Below are 16,976 nucleotides of genomic sequence, written 5' to 3' on the forward strand. Positions count from 1 at the left end.
AATACTGGACTCCACATGACCGTTCGTACGCGTATCGCACCGTCGCCGACTGGTGATCCCCACGTCGGCACTGCCTATATCGCCCTGTTCAACCAGTGCTTCGCTCGTCAGCACGGTGGCGAGTTCATTCTGCGTATCGAGGATACCGATCAGACCCGCTCCACCGGTGAGTCCGAGCAGATGATTCTCGACTCGCTGCGCTGGCTGGGCATCGAATGGTCGGAAGGTCCGGATGTCGGCGGCCCCCATGGTCCGTATCGCCAGAGCGAGCGTGGCGACATCTATGCCGCGCATTGCCAGCAACTGATCGATGCCGGCCACGCCTTCAAGTGCTTCCGCACCAGCGAGGAGCTGGATGAGCTGCGCGACTCCCGCAAGGCCGAAGGTCTTCACATGGCGCTCAAGCCGTCCGATCTCGCCCTGCCGGCCGAGGAAGTGGCACGTCGTGAAGCGGCGGGTGCGCCCTTCGTCATCCGCATGAACGTACCGGAAAGCGGTACCTGTGTGGTCAAGGACATGCTGCGCGGCGAGATCGAGGTCGACTGGGCCCAGGTCGATGCGCAGATCCTGCTCAAGTCCGATGGCATGCCGACCTACCATCTGGCCAACGTGGTGGATGATCACCTGATGGAGATCACCCACGTGATGCGCGGTGAGGAGTGGATCAACTCGGCGCCCAAGCATCAGCTGCTGTATGAGTACTTCGGCTGGCAGATGCCGGAGCTTTGCCACATGCCGCTGCTGCGCAATCCGGACAAGACCAAGCTGTCCAAGCGCAAGAACCCGACGTCCATCCTGTATTACCGCCGCATGGGCTATCTGCCGGCGGCCGTGATCAACTATCTCGGGCGTCTCGGCTGGTCCATGCCGGACGAGCGCGAGAAGTTCACGTTGAGCGAGATGCAGGAGCACTTCGACATCCAGCGCGTCTCCCTTGGCGGCCCGGTGTTTGATGTCGAGAAGCTCAGCTGGCTGAACGGTCTCTACATCCGTGACCTGTCCGAGGACGAGCTGCTGAGCGAGCTGCGTCAATGGGCCTTCAACGAGTCCTACGTCAAGCAGATCCTGCCGGAAGTGAAGCCGCGCATCGAGACGCTGTCCGAGGCGATTCCGCTGGCGGGGCACTTCTTCTCCGGACTGCCGGCCATCACGCCGGACGACTTCGCCAAGGCCAAGCTTCAGGGCGAAGACCTGGTGCGTCAGATGCAGTTCCTGACCTGGAAGCTCGAGGCCGTGAGCACCTGGGACAAGGAGCACCTGCTGGCGGAAGTGAAGCTGCTGTCCGAGCACTTCGAACTCAAGATGAAGGACTTCCTGGCGCCGGTGTTCGTGGCGGTGACTGGCTCGGCGACCTCCACCTCGGTGATGGATGCGATGGTCATTCTCGGTTCCGACATGACCCGTGCACGTCTGCGTCATGCCGTGGCAGTGCTGGGCGGCGTCTCCAAGAAGGCTGCCAAGCGCTTCGAGAAGGAATATCGCGAGCTGTAAGGGTGTCAGTGATGCCTGAAGGGCCCCCATGGCGAACGTGTGTCATGGGGGCATGCGCTGCAGCAGGGCGCTGAGCCTTCTCAAGGCGCTGTCGGACTGCCCTGGTGGCCCTGATGAGGCGCGCGACGAAATTGTGTGAAAAAGAAGTTGACGACTACGAGGCGGGTCAGTAATATACGCCTCGTTCTTGAGAGACGGGGCCTTAGCTCAGCTGGGAGAGCGCAACACTGGCAGTGTTGAGGTCAGCGGTTCGATCCCGCTAGGCTCCACCAAGTTTCTCAAGCGACTGCGTCCCATTCGTCTAGTGGTCCAGGACACCGCCCTTTCACGGCGGTAACAGGGGTTCGAACCCCCTATGGGACGCCACTCTTCTGACATCTCGAGTCGCCTGTGATGGCCTCGGGAAGTCAACAAAAAGCACACCTTGCGGGGTGTGTTTTTTTTGTCTCTGATTTCGGCTTATGCACAGCCGGTGTGTCGCCCGAAACGCATGTTATCCCCAAGTCGCCCTTGACATCGCTGTTGTGTTGTCCACTGCGCGGCCAGGACGTGAACTTTCCTCATACTCCCCCTCGAAGTGCGGCCATCCGGTCTGCGCTTGCTCCTGCATGCCAAAATTTTCTTTTATATCAATGGCTTATAAGCTGGTTAAAAATTGTGCAATCTGTTGGTAAGCCCGCTGTCATGCAGGTTGGAAGCGCTTGTCTAAGGGTTATCAACGAGGTTATCCACAGATAGTGTGGAAAAAGGCAGCGCAGCGTGACGGTGGCAGGGTTGTTGCAATGCGGCATCAAGAAAGCGCCGATTCCAACGTCTCGCTGACGCTGGAATCGGCGCTTTTCATCGGGCGGCTTGCACGGCTAGCAGGACGTCATTCGATCAGTGCCTGATTCGCTGCGCGATGACGCGGGCGAGGCCGCTTCGAGAGGGGAGGGCTCGCCTCATCTGGCCAGGCGCTTGAGCAGCGAGGAGGTGTCCCAGCGGCCGCCCCCCATGCTCTGGACGTCGGCATAGAACTGATCGACCAGCGCCGTCACCGGCAGGCTTGCCTCGATGCGGCGTGCCTCCGCCAGACAGATGTCGAGGTCCTTGCGCATCCAGTCGACGGCGAAGCCGTGCTCGTACTCATCGCGGATCATGGTGGCGTGTCGGTTCTCCATCTGCCACGAGCCCGCTGCGCCCTTGGAGATCACCTCGATCACCGCCTCGCGATCCAGTCCCGCCTGCTCGGCGAAGTGCAGTCCCTCGGAGAGCGCCTGAACCAGTCCGGCAATGCAGATCTGGTTGACCATCTTGGTGGTCTGGCCGGCGCCGGTCTCCCCGATACGCTTCACCATGCGCCCGTAATGCGCCAGTACCGGTGCTGCGCGATCGTAATCTTGCGGGTCACCACCGCACATGATGGTCAGCGCGCCATTGATGGCCCCCTGCTGGCCGCCAGACACGGGGGCGTCCACGAAGCCGACCGAATGCTCGCGCGCCGCCAAGGACAGCTCTCGCGCCAGATCAGCGCTGGCCGTGGTGTGATCCACCAGCAGCCCTCCCTCCGACAGTCCGGCCAGTACGCCATCGGCGCCGTAGGTGACGCTGCGCACGTCATCATCATTGCCGACGCACATCAGCACGATCTCGGCGCCTTCCGCGGCTTCTCGCGGCGTGGCGTGATGGGTGCCGCCGTACTCCTCGCACCACTGTTCGGCGCGCGAGCGGGTCCGGTTGTAGACGCGCACTTCCCATCCTGCGCGTGTCAGGTGGCCGGCCATGGGGTGACCCATGACGCCGAGTCCGATGAAGGCGGCAATGCGTGGCGTTGCGTGTGTCTCTGACATGCGAAGGGCTCCTGGCCATCTATCAGCGAAAGGCGGACTTGCTGGGCATGACGGCGGTGTCGGTACCGCGTGACATTACGCTAGCACGTCTGGCGTGGGGCGAGGGACTGTATATGACTGATGGCTTGTGCAGGAGGGGTGACAGGGGCGTGAGGCAGGCGAGCAGGGCAGGGGCGTCAGAAACGAAAAAACCGCCTCCTGAGAGGCGGTTTCGGTCGGCTGCCGGGGTGCGACGTGGCTTACTTGGCCGGGTAGTCGCGCTGCGGGTGGCCGGTGTAGAGCTGGCGCGGGCGGCCGATACGATGGCCACCGGCGATCATCTCGTTCCAGTGGGAGATCCAGCCGATGGTGCGTGACATGGCGAAGATGACCGTGAACATGTTGGTCGGGATGCCGATCGCCTTGAGGATGATGCCGGAGTAGAAGTCGACATTCGGGTACAGCTTGCGCTCGATGAAGTACTCGTCTTCCAGTGCGATCTGCTCCAGACGCTTGGCGATCTTGAGCTGCGGATCGTCGGCCATGCCCAGCTGCTCCAGCACCTCGTCACAGGTCTCCTTCATGACCTTGGCGCGCGGATCGAAGTTGCGATAGACGCGGTGTCCGAAACCCATCAGCTTGAACGGGTCATCCTTGTCCTTGGCCTTGTCGATGAAGCGCTGGATGTTCTCCTCGGAATCCTCACCGATCTCATCGAGCATGTTGAGCACGGCCTCGTTGGCGCCGCCGTGTGCCGGGCCCCAGAGTGCCGCGATGCCGGCGCTGATGCAGGCGAACGGATTGGCGCCGGTGGAGCCTGCCAGGCGCACGGTGGAGGTCGAGGCATTCTGCTCGTGGTCGGCGTGGAGCATGAAGATGGTGTCCATCGCCTTGGCGAACACCGGGTTGATCTTGTACTCCTCACACGGATTGCCGAACATCATGTACAGGAAATTCTCGCCGTAGGAGAGGTCATTGCGCGGGTACATGAACGGCTGGCCGATGTTGTACTTGTGGCACATGGCCGCAAGGGTCGGCATCTTGGCGATCAGGCGCACCGCACTGACGTAGCGTTCCTTCTCGTTGTTGATGTTCAGATTGTCGTGGTAGAAGGCGGCCAGGCCACCGACGACGCCACACAGGATCGCCATCGGGTGGGCATCACGACGGAAGCCCTTGAAGAAGTTGACGATCTGCTCGTGCACCATGGTGTGGTTGCCGATCAGTTGCGCGAACTTGTCGTACTCTTCCTTGTTCGGCAGCTCTCCGAACAGCAGCAGGTAGCACAGCTCTATATAGTTGGAGCTCTTGGCCAGCTGGTCGATGGGGTAGCCGCGATGCAGCAGGACGCCTTTCTGGCCATCGATGAAGGTGATGGAAGATTCGCAGGCGGCGGTGGAGACGAAGCCCGGGTCGTAGGTGAACATGCCTTCGGCGGTCAGGCCGCGGACATCGATGACGTCCTGGCCGAGCGTGCCGGAATAGACCGGAAATTCGATGGTCTTGTCGATACCGTCTACCGTCAGTGTCGCTTTCTTGTCAGTCATGCCGACCTCCTCATTATTCGCGTAACTCTTTGACTTGCTTGCCATGCCGGGCTTGCATCAATCCCGCCCACTATAGAAGCCCGCCAAAGATTGTCAATTCGCCACTCGGCGTAGAGACGTGCGATGCTGCGCTGTGCGTCAGTTTCCCGACGTTTGTCGTTCCATGCCCTTCAGGTTGCGTCCTGATCGCCGCATTTTGTGCAATTCGTGGTTGCGGCTATGCGACGTCGTGTCATTTGTCATGCCAATGGCCAACCCCTATAATCCTCCGTCGCGCGACTGGCGGGAAATTCGGCTCGGTACCGTGGATGGCCTGCGCCCGAGACCCTTCCTCAAACCACCGCCCCTGCGGGCTTGCGTCCGTGTTGGGCCAAGAGAGTGTGTAAGAGCCGTGAATAGCAAACGACCCGTAAATCTCGATCTGACGACGATCAAATTCCCTCTCCCTGCCCTTACTTCAATCACTCACCGTATTACCGGCGTGATTCTGTTCGTGGGCCTGGTGTTCGCGTTGTGGGCACTCGATGCCTCGCTGTCCTCCCCGGAAGGGTTCGAGGCAGTGCGTGACACCCTGGCAACCAATTTCCTTGCCAAGATCGTGGCCTGGGGCCTGCTGTCTGCCCTCGGTTTCCATTTCGTGGCAGGTATCAAGCACCTGCTGATGGACATGGACATTGGTGTCGAACTTGAAAGTGCGAATCGCAAGGCGCAGGTCACTGTCGTGATCAGTGCCGTTCTCGTGGTCCTGGCGGGAGTCTGGGTATGGTAAACAACATCACCAATTTCAGTCGCAGTGGTCTGTCTGACTGGGTGCTGCAGCGTGTGTCTGCCGTGGTTCTGGCAGCCTATTCCGTGTTCATGGTCGGCTATCTCCTGCTGCACCCGAACCTCGATTACGCCACCTGGAGTGGTCTGTTCGAGAACACGGCAATGCGCATCTTCTCTCTGATGGCATTCATCGCGATTGCCGCACACGCCTGGATCGGTCTGTGGACCGTGGCGACCGATTACATGAAGCCGACCGCGTTGCGCTTCGGTTTCCAGGTCTTCGTCATCCTTGCGTTGTTCATCTTCTTGGTCTGGGGCGTTCAAGTCCTGTGGGGAGCCTGATACATGTCCACCATGCGTAGCCTGACATTCGACGCGATCATCATCGGCGGCGGCGGCGCTGGCCTGCGTGCCGGTCTCGAACTGTCCCAGTCCGGCAAGAAGACTGCCGTGCTGTCCAAGGTCTTCCCGACCCGCTCGCACACTGTCTCTGCCCAGGGCGGTATCACCTGTGCCATCGCCTCTGCTGATCCGAACGACGATTGGCGCTGGCACATGTATGACACCGTCAAGGGCGGCGATTACATCGCTGACCAGGACGCGGCTGAATACATGTGTACCGAAGGCCCGAAGGCGGTCTTCGAGCTGGAGCACATGGGTCTGCCGTTCTCTCGCTTCGACAATGGCCGCATCTATCAGCGTCCGTTCGGTGGCCAGTCCAAGGACTTCGGCAAGGGTGGCCAGGCAGCACGTACGTGCGCCGCGGCTGACCGTACCGGCCACGCGCTGCTGCACACGCTGTATCAGGCCAACCTGAAAAACGGCACCGTCTTCCTCGACGAGTGGTACGCCATCGATCTGGTCAAGAATGCCAACGGCGACATCGTCGGCGTGATTGCCCTGTGCATCGAGACTGGCGAGACTGTCGTCGTCAAGTCCAAGGCCACCGTTCTGGCCACCGGTGGTGCGGGCCGTATCTACGCCTCCACCACCAATGCCCTGATCAACACCGGTGACGGTATCGGCATGGCACTGCGTGCCGGCCTGCCGGTCCAGGACATGGAAATGTGGCAGTTCCACCCGACCGGTATCCACGGTGCGGGCGTGCTGGTCACGGAAGGCTGCCGTGGTGAAGGTGGCTACCTGGTCAACAAGGACGGCGAGCGCTTCATGGAGCGTTACGCGCCGAATGCCAAGGACCTCGCGGGCCGTGACGTCGTCGCGCGCTCCATGGTCATGGAGATCCTCGAAGGTCGTGGTTGTGGCGAGAATGGCGATCACGTCTTCCTGAAGCTGGATCACCTCGGTGAGGAAGTGCTCAACAAGCGCCTGCCGGGTATCTCCGAGCTGTCCAAGACCTTCGCGCACGTCGATCCGACCAACGCGCCGATCCCGGTCGTGCCGACCTGTCACTACATGATGGGCGGTATCGCCACCAACGTGCACGGTCAGGCCATCGCGCAGAACGAAGACGGCACCGACCGCATCGTCAACGGCCTCTATGCCGTGGGTGAAGTGGCCTGCGTCTCCGTTCACGGTGCCAACCGTCTGGGCGGCAACTCGCTGCTGGATCTGGTTGTCTTCGGCCGTGCGGCAGGCAAGTACATCGAGAGCGCGCTCAACGAAGGCATCGAGTACCTCGAGCCGACCCAGAGCGACATCGATTCTGCCCTGGTGCGTTTGAATCGCTGGAACGAGTCCGAAAGCGGCGAGTCCGTGCCGGAACTCAAGCGCGAACTGCAGCAGATCATGCAGAACTCCTTCGGCGTCTTCCGTCAGGAAGACAAGATGGAAGAAGGCGTCAAGCAGCTGTCCGAGCTGCGTGAGCGTATCGCCAAGGCGGGTCTGGCTGACAAGTCCCAGGTCTTCAATACCGCGCGTATCGAAGCCCTTGAGCTGGACAACCTGATGGAAGTGGCGGAAGCCACCGCCATTGCGGCCCTGACCCGCAAGGAAAGCCGTGGTGCCCACTCCCGTTACGACTTCCCGGATCGTGATGACGAGAACTGGCTCAAGCACTCTCTGTTCTTCCCGAACGAGAAGCGTGTCGGCAAGCGTGACGTGAACTTCGCGCCGAAGACCGTCGAGCGTTTCGAGCCGAAGATTCGTACCTACTGAGTCTGACAAGCACCAGTTCGCACTCGCTCGAGTTCACGCTCGCTTGAGTTCGCCGTGATCCAGGTGCGTGCAGGGCATCGCACGCACCTGACCCGTTTGCCCGGAGGGGAAACCATGCTTCAGGTATCCATATACCGCTACAACCCTGAAACCGATACTGCGCCGTACATGCAGGAGTTTCAGGTCGACACCCAGGGCCGTGACCTGATGGTGTTGAACGTGATGGAAATGCTCAAGGAACAGGACAGCTCGCTGGCCTATCGTCGCAGCTGCCGCGAAGGTGTCTGTGGTTCCGACGGCATGAACATGAACGGCAAGAACGGCCTGACCTGTGTCACCGCGCTGTCCGAAGTCGTCAAGGACAACAAGCTGGTGCTGCGTCCGTTGCCGGGCCTGCCGGTCGTGCGTGACCTGGTCGTCGACATGAGCCTGTTCTACAAGCAGTACGAGCGCATCCAGCCGTACCTGCTCAACGACACGCCGGCCCCGGCCATCGAGCGTCTGCAGTCGCCGGAAGACCGCGACAAGCTTGACGGTCTCTATGAATGCATCCTGTGTGCCTGCTGCTCGACGGCCTGCCCGTCCTTCTGGTGGAACCCGGACAAGTTCGTTGGTCCGAGTGGTCTGCTGCAGGCCTATCGCTTCCTGGCCGACTCGCGTGACACGGCCACCAAGGAGCGTCTGAGCGAACTGGACGACCCGTTCTCCGTATTCCGCTGTCGCGGAATCATGAATTGTGTCGCGGTTTGCCCGAAAGGTCTGAACCCGACACGTGCCATCGGCAAGATTCGTGAGCTTTTGCTGGCAAACGCCACTTAAAAGCCGAGCGCTAGCTTGTTATGATTGCACGTCAGCTGCGGCAGGGTGTCACACCTTGTCGCAGCGCACAGCTTGCTGGAGCCGGTGCCTTGTGCACCGGCTTTTGACGATAAAAGAAGACTCAGATGGTGAAGGCCTCCATGGTTTCGCCATACAGGGCATAATCGAGTGACGCCGACAGCGCTTGTCCGGCGCCTACCCCACCCCATCAGTCAGGGTGACCGAGAGATGCAAGAAGGCACAATGGAGTTGATGTGGCGCACTTCCCATATGAGCGGCGGGAATGTCCACTACGTAGAAGATCTCTACGAGCGTTATCTTGTCGACCCGAACGAGGTTCCCGACGAGTGGCGCAACTACTTTGATACTCTGCCGCGTCATGACGGCAGCCCCTCCCAGGATGTTCCGCTGACCCCGATCCGTGAGCAGTTCTACGAGATGGGTCGCAACAGTCGCCGCTCGGTGGCTGTCTCGGCGGGCGAGAGCAGCGAGAACAAGAAGCAGGTTCGTGTTCTTCAGCTGATCAACGCCTATCGCTTCCGTGGCCACCAGAAGGCGGACATCGATCCCCTTGGTCTGCGCAAGCCGGCACCGATTCCTGATCTTGAGCTTTCCTTCCACCAGCTGTCCTCCGCTGACATGGACGTCGAGTTCCAGACCGGCTCGCTGTTCCTCGGCAAGGACGTTGCACCGCTGAAGGAAATTCACGCCGCGCTGGAGCAGACCTACTGCCGCAGCATCGGCGCCGAGTTCATGCACATCGTCAATACGGAAGAGAAGCGCTGGCTGCAGCAGCGTTTCGAGTCCGTGCGTTCCAAGCCGAACTTCTCACGCGATGTCCGCCATCACGTGCTGGAACGTCTGACCGCCGCCGAAGGTCTCGAGAGCTACCTCGCCAGCAAGTACCCGGGGACCAAGCGCTTTGGCCTGGAAGGCGGCGAATCCTTCATTCCGATGATGGATGAGCTGATCCAGCGCAGCGGCAAGTACGGTACCAAGGAAGTCGTGATCGGCATGGCTCACCGTGGCCGCCTCAACCTGCTGGTCAATCTGCTGGGCAAGAGCCCGTCCGAGCTGATCGAGGAATTCGACGGCAAGAAGCAGATCGCCAAGGGCTCCGGTGACGTGAAGTACCACCAGGGCTTCAGCTCGAATGTCATGACACCGGGCGGCGAAGTCCACCTGGCACTGGCGTTCAACCCGTCGCACCTGGAGATCGTCTCTCCGGTGGTCGAGGGCTCGGTGCGTGCCCGTCAGGATCGTCGTGAAGACGCCGAGGGTGACAGCGTACTGCCGATTTCCATCCACGGTGACGCGGCATTCGCCGGTCAGGGCGTGGTGATGGAAACCTTCCAGATGTCGCAGACCCGTGCCTACAAGACGGGTGGTACCGTTCACGTCGTCATCAACAACCAGGTGGGCTTCACCACCTCGCGTGCCGATGACGCGCGTTCCACCGAATACTGCACCGACATCGCCAAGATGGTTCAGGCGCCGATCATCCACGTCAATGGTGACGACCCGGACGCCGTGCTGCACGCCGCCCAGGTCGCCATCGACTATCGCCAGCAGTTCAAGCGTGACGTGGTGATCGACCTCGTGTGCTACCGCAAGCGCGGTCACAACGAGGCGGACGAGCCGTCCGGCACCCAGCCGCTGATGTACGCCAAGATCAAGTCCCAGAAGACCGCTCGCGAGAAGTATGCGCAGCGTCTGGTCGAGGAAGGCGTGCTCAGCGAGGAAGAGACCCGGCAGCTGGTGGATCAGTACCGCGCGGATCTCGATGCCGGCAATCACGTCGCCAATGCCCTCGTGAAGCAGCCGAATACCGGTCTGTTCGTCGATTGGACGCCGTACCTGGGCCACGAGTGGACCGGCGATGCCGATACCTCGATGGACATGAAGCAGCTGCAGGCGCTCGCCAACAAGATGTGCGAAGTGCCGGACGGCGTCTCGGTCCAGCGTCAGGTCAACAAGATCTACGAAGACCGTCGCAAGATGGCCGCCGGCGGCATGCCGCTGAACTGGGGCTTCGCCGAGACGCTGGCCTACGCCACCCTGGTGGATGCCGACCATCCGGTACGCATCACTGGCCAGGACGTGGGTCGTGGCACCTTCTCCCACCGTCACGCGGTGGTGCACAACCAGAATGATGGCAATACCTACGTGCCGCTGCAGCACATCAAGGATGGTCAGGCGACCTTCACCATCCATGACTCCTACCTCTCCGAGGAAGCGGTGCTGGCCTTTGAATACGGCTACGCCACGACCATGCCGACGGCATTGGTGGTGTGGGAAGCCCAGTTCGGTGACTTCGCCAACGGTGCCCAGGTGGTGATGGATCAGTTCATCTCCTCCGGCGAGAGCAAGTGGGGCCGCCTGTGCGGTCTGACCATGCTGCTGCCGCACGGTTACGAAGGTCAGGGGCCGGAGCACAGCTCCGCGCGCCTCGAGCGCTATCTCCAGCTGTGTGCCGAGCACAACATGCAGGTGTGCATGCCGACCACGCCGGCGCAGATCTATCATCTGCTGCGTCGTCAGGTCATCCGCTCGCTGCGCAAGCCGCTGGTCGTGTTGTCGCCCAAGTCACTGCTGCGTCACAAGGAAGCGACTTCCACCCTCGACGAGCTGGCCGATGGCCGCTTCGAGATGGTGCTGGCCGACAAGGGCAATCTTGAAGCTTCCAAGGTCAAGCGCGTCGTGCTGTGTGCCGGCAAGGTCTATTACGACCTGGCAGGCTATCGCGCCGAGCAGGGCCGTGAAGACGTTGCCATCATCCGTGTCGAGCAGCTCTATCCCTTCCCGAAGGAAGAGCTCCAGGCCGCCATCGCCGACTACGAGAATCTCGAGCAGGTGATGTGGTGCCAGGAAGAGCCGCTCAACCAGGGTGCCTGGTATCAGAGTCAGCACCACATGCGTCAGGTCGCTGATCAGCATCGTCAGGGCCTCGGCATGAGCCTGGCCTTCGCCGGACGCCCGGCCTCTGCGGCGCCTGCCGCGGGCTACATGTCCGTTCATAACGAACAGCAGCGCCAGCTGGTCGACGACGCCTTCAACAAGTAAAGGCCCGCGACCCGCAAGGGCACCGAGAGAGAATCGAGTTAAGGAACTCCAATGGCTATCGATATCAAAGCGCCGTCTTTTCCGGAATCCGTCGCCGAAGGCACAGTGGCGACCTGGCACAAGCAGCCCGGTGACAGCGTCGAGCGCGACGAGCTGATCGTCGAGATCGAGACTGACAAGGTGGTGCTGGAAGTGGTGGCACCGCAGAACGGCACCCTGGGCGAGATCAAGGTCCAGGAAGGCGAGACCTGCGAGTCCGAGCAGGTACTGGGTACCATCGGTGACGCAGACGCCGCATCTTCCGACGAGAAGAAGCAGGCGCCCGCTGAAGGCAAGGACGACGCCAAGGCCGAGAGCAAGCCGGCCGCCGGTGGCGAAGGCGAGACGCTGGAAGTCAAGGCGCCGAGCTTCCCGGAATCCGTCGCGGAAGGCACTGTTGCCACCTGGCACAAGAAGGTCGGTGACGCCTGTGAGCGCGATGAGCTGATCGTCGAAATCGAGACTGACAAGGTCGTGCTGGAAGTCGTGGCTCCGGCAGATGGCGCCCTGAGCGAGATCAAGGTTCAGGAAGGCGAGACCTGCGAGACCGAAGCCGTGCTGGCACTGTTCAGCGCTGGTGCTTCCGGTGCCGCTGCTCCGGCCGCTGAGGAAAGCGACAGCAAGTCCGACGAAGGTCAGGACGAGAAGGTCGGTGACAAGATTCTCGCGCCGGCCGCTCGCAAGATGGTTGCCGAGCACGATCTGGACGTCAGCAAGCTGGTCGGTACCGGCAAGGGCGGTCGCGTGCTGAAGGAAGACGTGGCCAAGGCCGTCAAGGAAGGCACCGCAGCCAAGTCCGCTGCCAAGCCTGCTGCCGCACCGAAGGCCGCTGCACCGAAGGCCGCTCCGGCCTTCGAGGGCGAGCGTCCCGAGAAGCGCGTGCCGATGAGCCGCATGCGTCAGACCATCGCCAAGCGCCTGGTCAATGCCCAGCAGACCGCCGCCATGCTCACCACGTACAACGAAGTGGACATGAGTGCGGTGATGGAGCTGCGCAAGCAGTACAAGGACACCTTCCAGAAGGTGCACGACACCAAGCTCGGCTTCATGGGCTTCTTCGTCAAGGCGGCCACCGAAGCGCTCAAGCGCTTCCCGGACGTCAATGCCTCCATCGACGGCACCGACATCGTCTACCACGGTTACCAGGACATCGGCGTTGCCGTGTCGTCCGATCGTGGTCTGGTCGTGCCGGTCCTGCGTGATACCGACAGCATGAAGCTTGCCGATGTCGAAAAGACCATCGTCGACTTCGGTCAGCGCGCGCGCGCCGGCAAGCTGGGCATCGATGAGATGCAGGGCGGCACCTTCACCATCACCAACGGCGGCATCTTCGGTTCCCTGATGTCCACGCCGATCCTGAATCCGCCGCAGACCGCCATCCTGGGCATGCACAAGATCCAGGAGCGCCCGATGGCCGTGAACGGTCAGGTCGTCATCCGTCCGATGATGTATCTGGCGCTGTCCTACGACCACCGCATGATCGACGGCAAGGATGCAGTCCAGTTCCTCGTCGCCATCAAGGACCTGCTGGAAGATCCGGCTCGTTTCCTGCTCGACGTCTGAGACTGCAACGCCTCACGCCCGGGGCTTCCCCGGGCGTGTGCGGCCCCGATGGGTGACAGGTTGCCCATCGGGATGCCAATCCGAATCGAACTGCACCAACAGGAAGAGACATGGCCGATAAATTTGATGTAATCGTCATTGGCGCGGGCCCCGGTGGCTATGTGGCTGCCATCCGCGCGGCTCAGCTGGGTCTGAAGACTGCCTGCGTCGAGAAGTGGGTCAACAAGGAAGGCAAGACCGTCCACGGCGGCACCTGCCTGAACGTCGGCTGCATCCCGTCCAAGGCGCTGCTGGAAACCTCTCACAAGTTCGTCGAGGCACGTGACGAGTTCGCCGAGCTGGGCATCAAGGCCGATGGCGTCGAGATCGACGTGGCCAAGATGATCGAGCGCAAGGCGCAGATCGTGAAGAACCTGACCGGCGGCATTTCCGGTCTGTTCAAGGCCAATGGCGTGACCGCCCTGGAAGGTACCGGCAAGGTGCTGCCCAACAAGCAGGTCGAAGTCACTGGTCACGACGGCGAGAAGGCGACCTACGACGCCGAGAACATCGTCATCGCGTCCGGTTCCGTGCCGGTCGAGATTCCGCCGACGCCGCTGACCGAAGGTCTGATCGTCGATTCCACCGGCGCGCTCGAATTCACCGAGACGCCGAAGCGTCTGGGCGTCATCGGTGCCGGTGTCATCGGTCTCGAGCTGGGTAGCGTGTGGAGCCGTTGCGGTTCTGAAGTCACCGTGCTGGAAGCGGTTGACAGCTTCCTGCCGATGGTCGATGCCGCTGTCGCCAAGGAAGCCCAGAAGCTGCTCAAGAAGCAGGGTCTGGACATCAAGCTCGGCGCCCGTGTGACCGGTTCCGACATCAAGGACAGCGAAGTCGTCGTCAAGTACACCGACGCCAACGGCGAGCAGGAACAGACCTTCGACAAGGTCATCGTCGCGGTCGGCCGTCGTCCGTACACCCAGAGCCTGCTCGACAGCGATGTCGGCATCAATCTGGACGAGCGCGGCTTCATCCACGTCGATGACCAGTGCGCGACCAGCGTGCCGGGTGTCTACGCCATCGGTGACGTGGTACGTGGCCCGATGCTGGCCCACAAGGCCTCCGAAGAGGGCGTGATGGTTGCCGACATCATCGCCGGCCACAAGGCCGAGATGAACTACGACGCCATCCCGAGCATCATCTACACCTTCCCGGAAGTTGCTTGGGTCGGCAAGACCGAGCAGCAGGCCAAGGCCGAAGGCATTGAAGTCAAGACCGGCAGCTTCCCGTTCGCGGCAAGCGGTCGTGCCATGGCCAACAATGCCACTGAAGGTCTGGCCAAGATCATTGCCGACGCTGAGACTGATCGCGTCCTGGGTGTTCACATCATCGGCCAGCATGCCGGTGAGCTGATCGCTCAAGGCGTGACGGCCCTCGAGTTCGGCGCCAGCGCCGAAGACCTCGCGCTGATCTGCACGGCTCACCCGACACTGTCGGAAGCCGTACACGAAGCCGCGCTGGCCGTTGACGGGCATGCGATTCACATCGCAAACCGCAAGAAGCGCAAGTAAGCGTCCTTCCGAACAAGAGGCGCGTCGCCCCGGCCAGGCCGGGGCGAACGGTGGCAGCCGCATCTCGCGACTGCCGTTCGAGTCTAATGCAACCAATGGCATGACACGATGAACCTTCACGAGTATCAGGCAAAACAACTGTTTGCCGACTATGGCCTGCCGGTGTCCAAGGGCTTCGCCGTTGACACCCCGGAAGACGCTGCTGAAGCGTGCAAGAAGATTGGCGGCGACAAGTGGGTCGTCAAGGCACAGGTCCACGCAGGTGGCCGCGGCAAGGCCGGCGGCGTCAAGCTGGTCGAGAGCGCACAAGCCGCTTCCGACTTCGCTTCCCAGTGGCTGGGCAAGAACCTGGTGACCTACCAGACTGACGCGAATGGTCAGCCGGTCACCAAGATTCTCGTCGAGAACTGCACCGACATCGCCGAAGAACTGTACCTGGGTGCCGTCGTCGACCGTACCACTCGTCGCATCGTCTTCATGGCTTCCACCGAAGGCGGCGTGGAAATCGAGAAGGTTGCCGAAGAGACACCGGAAAAGATCCTGAAAGCCGAGATCGATCCGCTGGTCGGCGCTCAGCCGTACCAGGCGCGTGAACTGGCCTTCAAGCTGGGTCTGAACCCGACCCAGATCAAGCAGTTCACCAAGATCTTCCTGGGTCTGGCGAAGATGTTCGCCGACAAGGATTTCGCGCTGCTGGAAATCAACCCGCTGGTCATCACCGACGAAGGCAACCTCCACTGCCTCGACGGCAAGATCAACATCGATGCCAACGCCGTCTACCGTCACCCGGACCTGCAGGCGATGCACGATCCGTCTCAGGAAGACGAGCGTGAAGCGCATGCTGCCAAGTTCGAACTGAACTACGTTGCCCTCGACGGCAACATCGGCTGCATGGTCAACGGCGCAGGCCTGGCGATGGGCACCATGGACATCGTCAACCTGTCTGGCGGCAAGCCGGCCAACTTCCTCGACGTGGGTGGCGGTGCTACCAAGGAACGCGTTGCAGAAGCGTTCAAGATCATCCTGTCCGACGACAACGTCAAGGCTGTTCTGGTGAACATCTTCGGCGGCATCGTGCGTTGTGACATGATCGCCGAAGGCATCATCGGTGCCGTCGAGCAGGTCGGTGTCAACGTGCCGGTCGTGGTGCGTCTGGAAGGCAACAACGCTGAACTCGGCGCCAAGAAGCTGGCCGAAAGCGGTCTGAACATCATCGCTGCTACCAGCCTGACTGACGCGGCGCAGCAGGTTGTCAAAGCTGCGGAGGGCAAGTAATGAGCATTTTGATCGACAAGAACACCAAGGTGATCTGCCAGGGCTTCACTGGCGGCCAGGGTACCTTCCACTCTGAACAAGCCATCGCCTACGGCACCAAGATGGTCGGTGGCGTGACGCCGGGCAAGGGTGGTCAGACTCACCTGGGCCTGCCGGTGTTCAACACCGTCGCGGAAGCTGTTGCCGAGACTGGCGCTGAAGCGTCCGTCATCTACGTGCCGGCACCGTTCTGCAAGGATTCCATCCTTGAAGCGGCCAATGCAGGCATCAAGCTGATCGTCTGCATCACCGAAGGCGTGCCGACTCTCGACATGCTGGAAGTCAAGGTCAAGTGCGACGAGCTGGGCGCGCGTCTGATCGGTCCGAACTGCCCGGGTGTCATCACTCCGGGTGAGTGCAAGATCGGCATCATGCCGGGTCACATCCACCAGCCGGGCAAGGTTGGTATCGTGTCTCGTTCAGGCACCCTGACCTATGAAGCCGTCAAGCAGACCACTGACCACGGTTTCGGTCAGTCCAGCTGTGTCGGTATCGGTGGCGACCCGATCCCGGGTTCCAACTTCATCGACATCCTCGAGCTGTTCGAGAAGGACCCGAAGACCGAAGCCATCGTCATGATCGGCGAGATCGGCGGTTCCGCTGAAGAAGAAGCGGCTGCCTACATCAAGGCGAACGTCACCAAGCCGGTCGTCTCCTACATCGCTGGTGTGACTGCGCCTCCGGGCAAGCGCATGGGCCATGCAGGCGCCATCATCTCCGGCGGCAAGGGTACTGCCGACGAGAAGTTCGCGGCTCTGGAAGAAGCTGGCGTCAAGACTGTGCGTTCACTCGCAGAGATCGGCGATGCCATCAAGGAAGTCACTGGCTGGTAAGCCTGTGATCTCCTGACAGCGCTCGGCGGCAACGCTGATTGCATGTCACCGAAAGGGCAGACC

General features: G+C 61.3%; 12 protein-coding genes and 2 tRNA genes. 12 read left to right on the forward strand and 2 right to left on the reverse strand.

Annotated features, from left to right (window positions below):
- The first annotated feature begins 15 nt into the window (after positions 1 to 15).
- The 3 genes from gltX to HXS66_RS05525 all read left to right on the forward strand — a co-directional run bounded on the left by gltX (position 16) and on the right by HXS66_RS05525 (position 1,857).
- Positions 16 to 1,491 carry a glutamate--tRNA ligase gene (gltX, locus tag HXS66_RS05515; RefSeq protein ID WP_077379213.1) on the forward strand — a complete coding sequence of 492 codons (1,476 nt, stop codon included), beginning with the start codon at positions 16 to 18 and terminating at the stop codon, positions 1,489 to 1,491.
- A gap of 196 nt (positions 1,492 to 1,687) precedes the next feature.
- Positions 1,688 to 1,763 (forward strand) — tRNA-Ala (locus tag HXS66_RS05520).
- An 18-nt stretch (positions 1,764 to 1,781) separates the two neighbouring features.
- Positions 1,782 to 1,857, forward strand: a tRNA-Glu gene (locus HXS66_RS05525).
- Between the two features lie 575 nt (positions 1,858 to 2,432).
- Here the strand turns inward: HXS66_RS05525 and HXS66_RS05530 are convergent.
- Positions 2,433 to 3,320 carry an NAD(P)-dependent oxidoreductase gene (locus HXS66_RS05530; RefSeq protein ID WP_176503036.1) on the reverse strand — a complete coding sequence of 296 codons (888 nt, stop codon included), beginning with the start codon at positions 3,318 to 3,320 and terminating at the stop codon, positions 2,433 to 2,435.
- Positions 3,321 to 3,559: 239 nt separating this feature from the next.
- Complete coding sequence (gltA, locus tag HXS66_RS05535) at positions 3,560 to 4,846, reverse strand: citrate synthase (RefSeq protein WP_077379217.1); 1,287 nt, start codon at positions 4,844 to 4,846, stop codon at positions 3,560 to 3,562.
- Positions 4,847 to 5,237: 391 nt separating this feature from the next.
- Here gltA and sdhC point away from each other — a divergent pair, with 391 nt between their 5' ends.
- The 9 genes from sdhC to sucD all read left to right on the forward strand — a co-directional run bounded on the left by sdhC (position 5,238) and on the right by sucD (position 16,913).
- A complete protein-coding gene (sdhC, locus tag HXS66_RS05540) occupies positions 5,238 to 5,615 on the forward strand; it encodes a succinate dehydrogenase, cytochrome b556 subunit (RefSeq protein ID WP_043333108.1) in 378 nt (125 codons plus the stop codon).
- Positions 5,609 to 5,956 (forward strand): succinate dehydrogenase, hydrophobic membrane anchor protein, encoded by a 348-nt coding sequence (gene sdhD / locus HXS66_RS05545; protein WP_077379219.1) that lies wholly within the window; start codon positions 5,609 to 5,611, stop codon positions 5,954 to 5,956. Before sdhC ends, sdhD begins: the two co-directional genes overlap by 7 nt.
- A gap of 3 nt (positions 5,957 to 5,959) precedes the next feature.
- The gene (gene sdhA, locus HXS66_RS05550; protein WP_077379221.1) at positions 5,960 to 7,732 is read left to right on the forward strand and encodes a succinate dehydrogenase flavoprotein subunit; all 1,773 of its coding nucleotides are present in this window, start codon (positions 5,960 to 5,962) and stop codon (positions 7,730 to 7,732) included.
- 114 nt (positions 7,733 to 7,846) lie between these two features.
- On the forward strand, positions 7,847 to 8,551 hold the full coding sequence (locus tag HXS66_RS05555) for a succinate dehydrogenase iron-sulfur subunit (protein ID WP_077379223.1): 705 nt from the start codon (positions 7,847 to 7,849) through the stop codon (positions 8,549 to 8,551).
- 228 nt (positions 8,552 to 8,779) lie between these two features.
- A complete protein-coding gene (locus tag HXS66_RS05560; protein ID WP_077379225.1) occupies positions 8,780 to 11,614 on the forward strand; it encodes a 2-oxoglutarate dehydrogenase E1 component in 2,835 nt (944 codons plus the stop codon).
- A gap of 51 nt (positions 11,615 to 11,665) precedes the next feature.
- Positions 11,666 to 13,216 (forward strand): 2-oxoglutarate dehydrogenase complex dihydrolipoyllysine-residue succinyltransferase, encoded by a 1,551-nt coding sequence (gene odhB, locus HXS66_RS05565; RefSeq protein ID WP_077379227.1) that lies wholly within the window; start codon positions 11,666 to 11,668, stop codon positions 13,214 to 13,216.
- A 110-nt stretch (positions 13,217 to 13,326) separates the two neighbouring features.
- Positions 13,327 to 14,766 (forward strand): dihydrolipoyl dehydrogenase, encoded by a 1,440-nt coding sequence (gene lpdA / locus HXS66_RS05570; protein WP_077379229.1) that lies wholly within the window; start codon positions 13,327 to 13,329, stop codon positions 14,764 to 14,766.
- Positions 14,767 to 14,874: 108 nt separating this feature from the next.
- Complete coding sequence (gene sucC, locus HXS66_RS05575) at positions 14,875 to 16,041, forward strand: ADP-forming succinate--CoA ligase subunit beta (protein WP_077379231.1); 1,167 nt, start codon at positions 14,875 to 14,877, stop codon at positions 16,039 to 16,041.
- Positions 16,041 to 16,913 carry a succinate--CoA ligase subunit alpha gene (gene sucD / locus HXS66_RS05580; protein ID WP_065392579.1) on the forward strand — a complete coding sequence of 291 codons (873 nt, stop codon included), beginning with the start codon at positions 16,041 to 16,043 and terminating at the stop codon, positions 16,911 to 16,913. Before sucC ends, sucD begins: the two co-directional genes overlap by 1 nt.
- The last annotated feature ends 63 nt before the right edge of the window (positions 16,914 to 16,976 follow it).

Source organism: Cobetia sp. 5-11-6-3, assembly GCF_013374055.1.
GTDB classification, from domain to species: Bacteria; Pseudomonadota; Gammaproteobacteria; order Pseudomonadales; family Halomonadaceae; genus Cobetia; species Cobetia marina.

Coding starts and splice junctions, on each gene's coding strand:
- HXS66_RS05555 (WP_077379223.1), top strand. CDS start 7,847: ATGCTTCAGGTATCCATATACCGCTACAACCCTGAAACCGATACTGCG.
- gltA (WP_077379217.1), bottom strand. CDS start 4,846: ATGACTGACAAGAAAGCGACACTGACGGTAGACGGTATCGACAAGACC.
- odhB (WP_077379227.1), top strand. CDS start 11,666: ATGGCTATCGATATCAAAGCGCCGTCTTTTCCGGAATCCGTCGCCGAA.
- sucC (WP_077379231.1), top strand. CDS start 14,875: ATGAACCTTCACGAGTATCAGGCAAAACAACTGTTTGCCGACTATGGC.
- sdhD (WP_077379219.1), top strand. CDS start 5,609: ATGGTAAACAACATCACCAATTTCAGTCGCAGTGGTCTGTCTGACTGG.
- HXS66_RS05530 (WP_176503036.1), bottom strand. CDS start 3,320: ATGTCAGAGACACACGCAACGCCACGCATTGCCGCCTTCATCGGACTC.
- sucD (WP_065392579.1), top strand. CDS start 16,041: ATGAGCATTTTGATCGACAAGAACACCAAGGTGATCTGCCAGGGCTTC.
- HXS66_RS05560 (WP_077379225.1), top strand. CDS start 8,780: ATGCAAGAAGGCACAATGGAGTTGATGTGGCGCACTTCCCATATGAGC.
- lpdA (WP_077379229.1), top strand. CDS start 13,327: ATGGCCGATAAATTTGATGTAATCGTCATTGGCGCGGGCCCCGGTGGC.
- sdhA (WP_077379221.1), top strand. CDS start 5,960: ATGTCCACCATGCGTAGCCTGACATTCGACGCGATCATCATCGGCGGC.
- gltX (WP_077379213.1), top strand. CDS start 16: ATGACCGTTCGTACGCGTATCGCACCGTCGCCGACTGGTGATCCCCAC.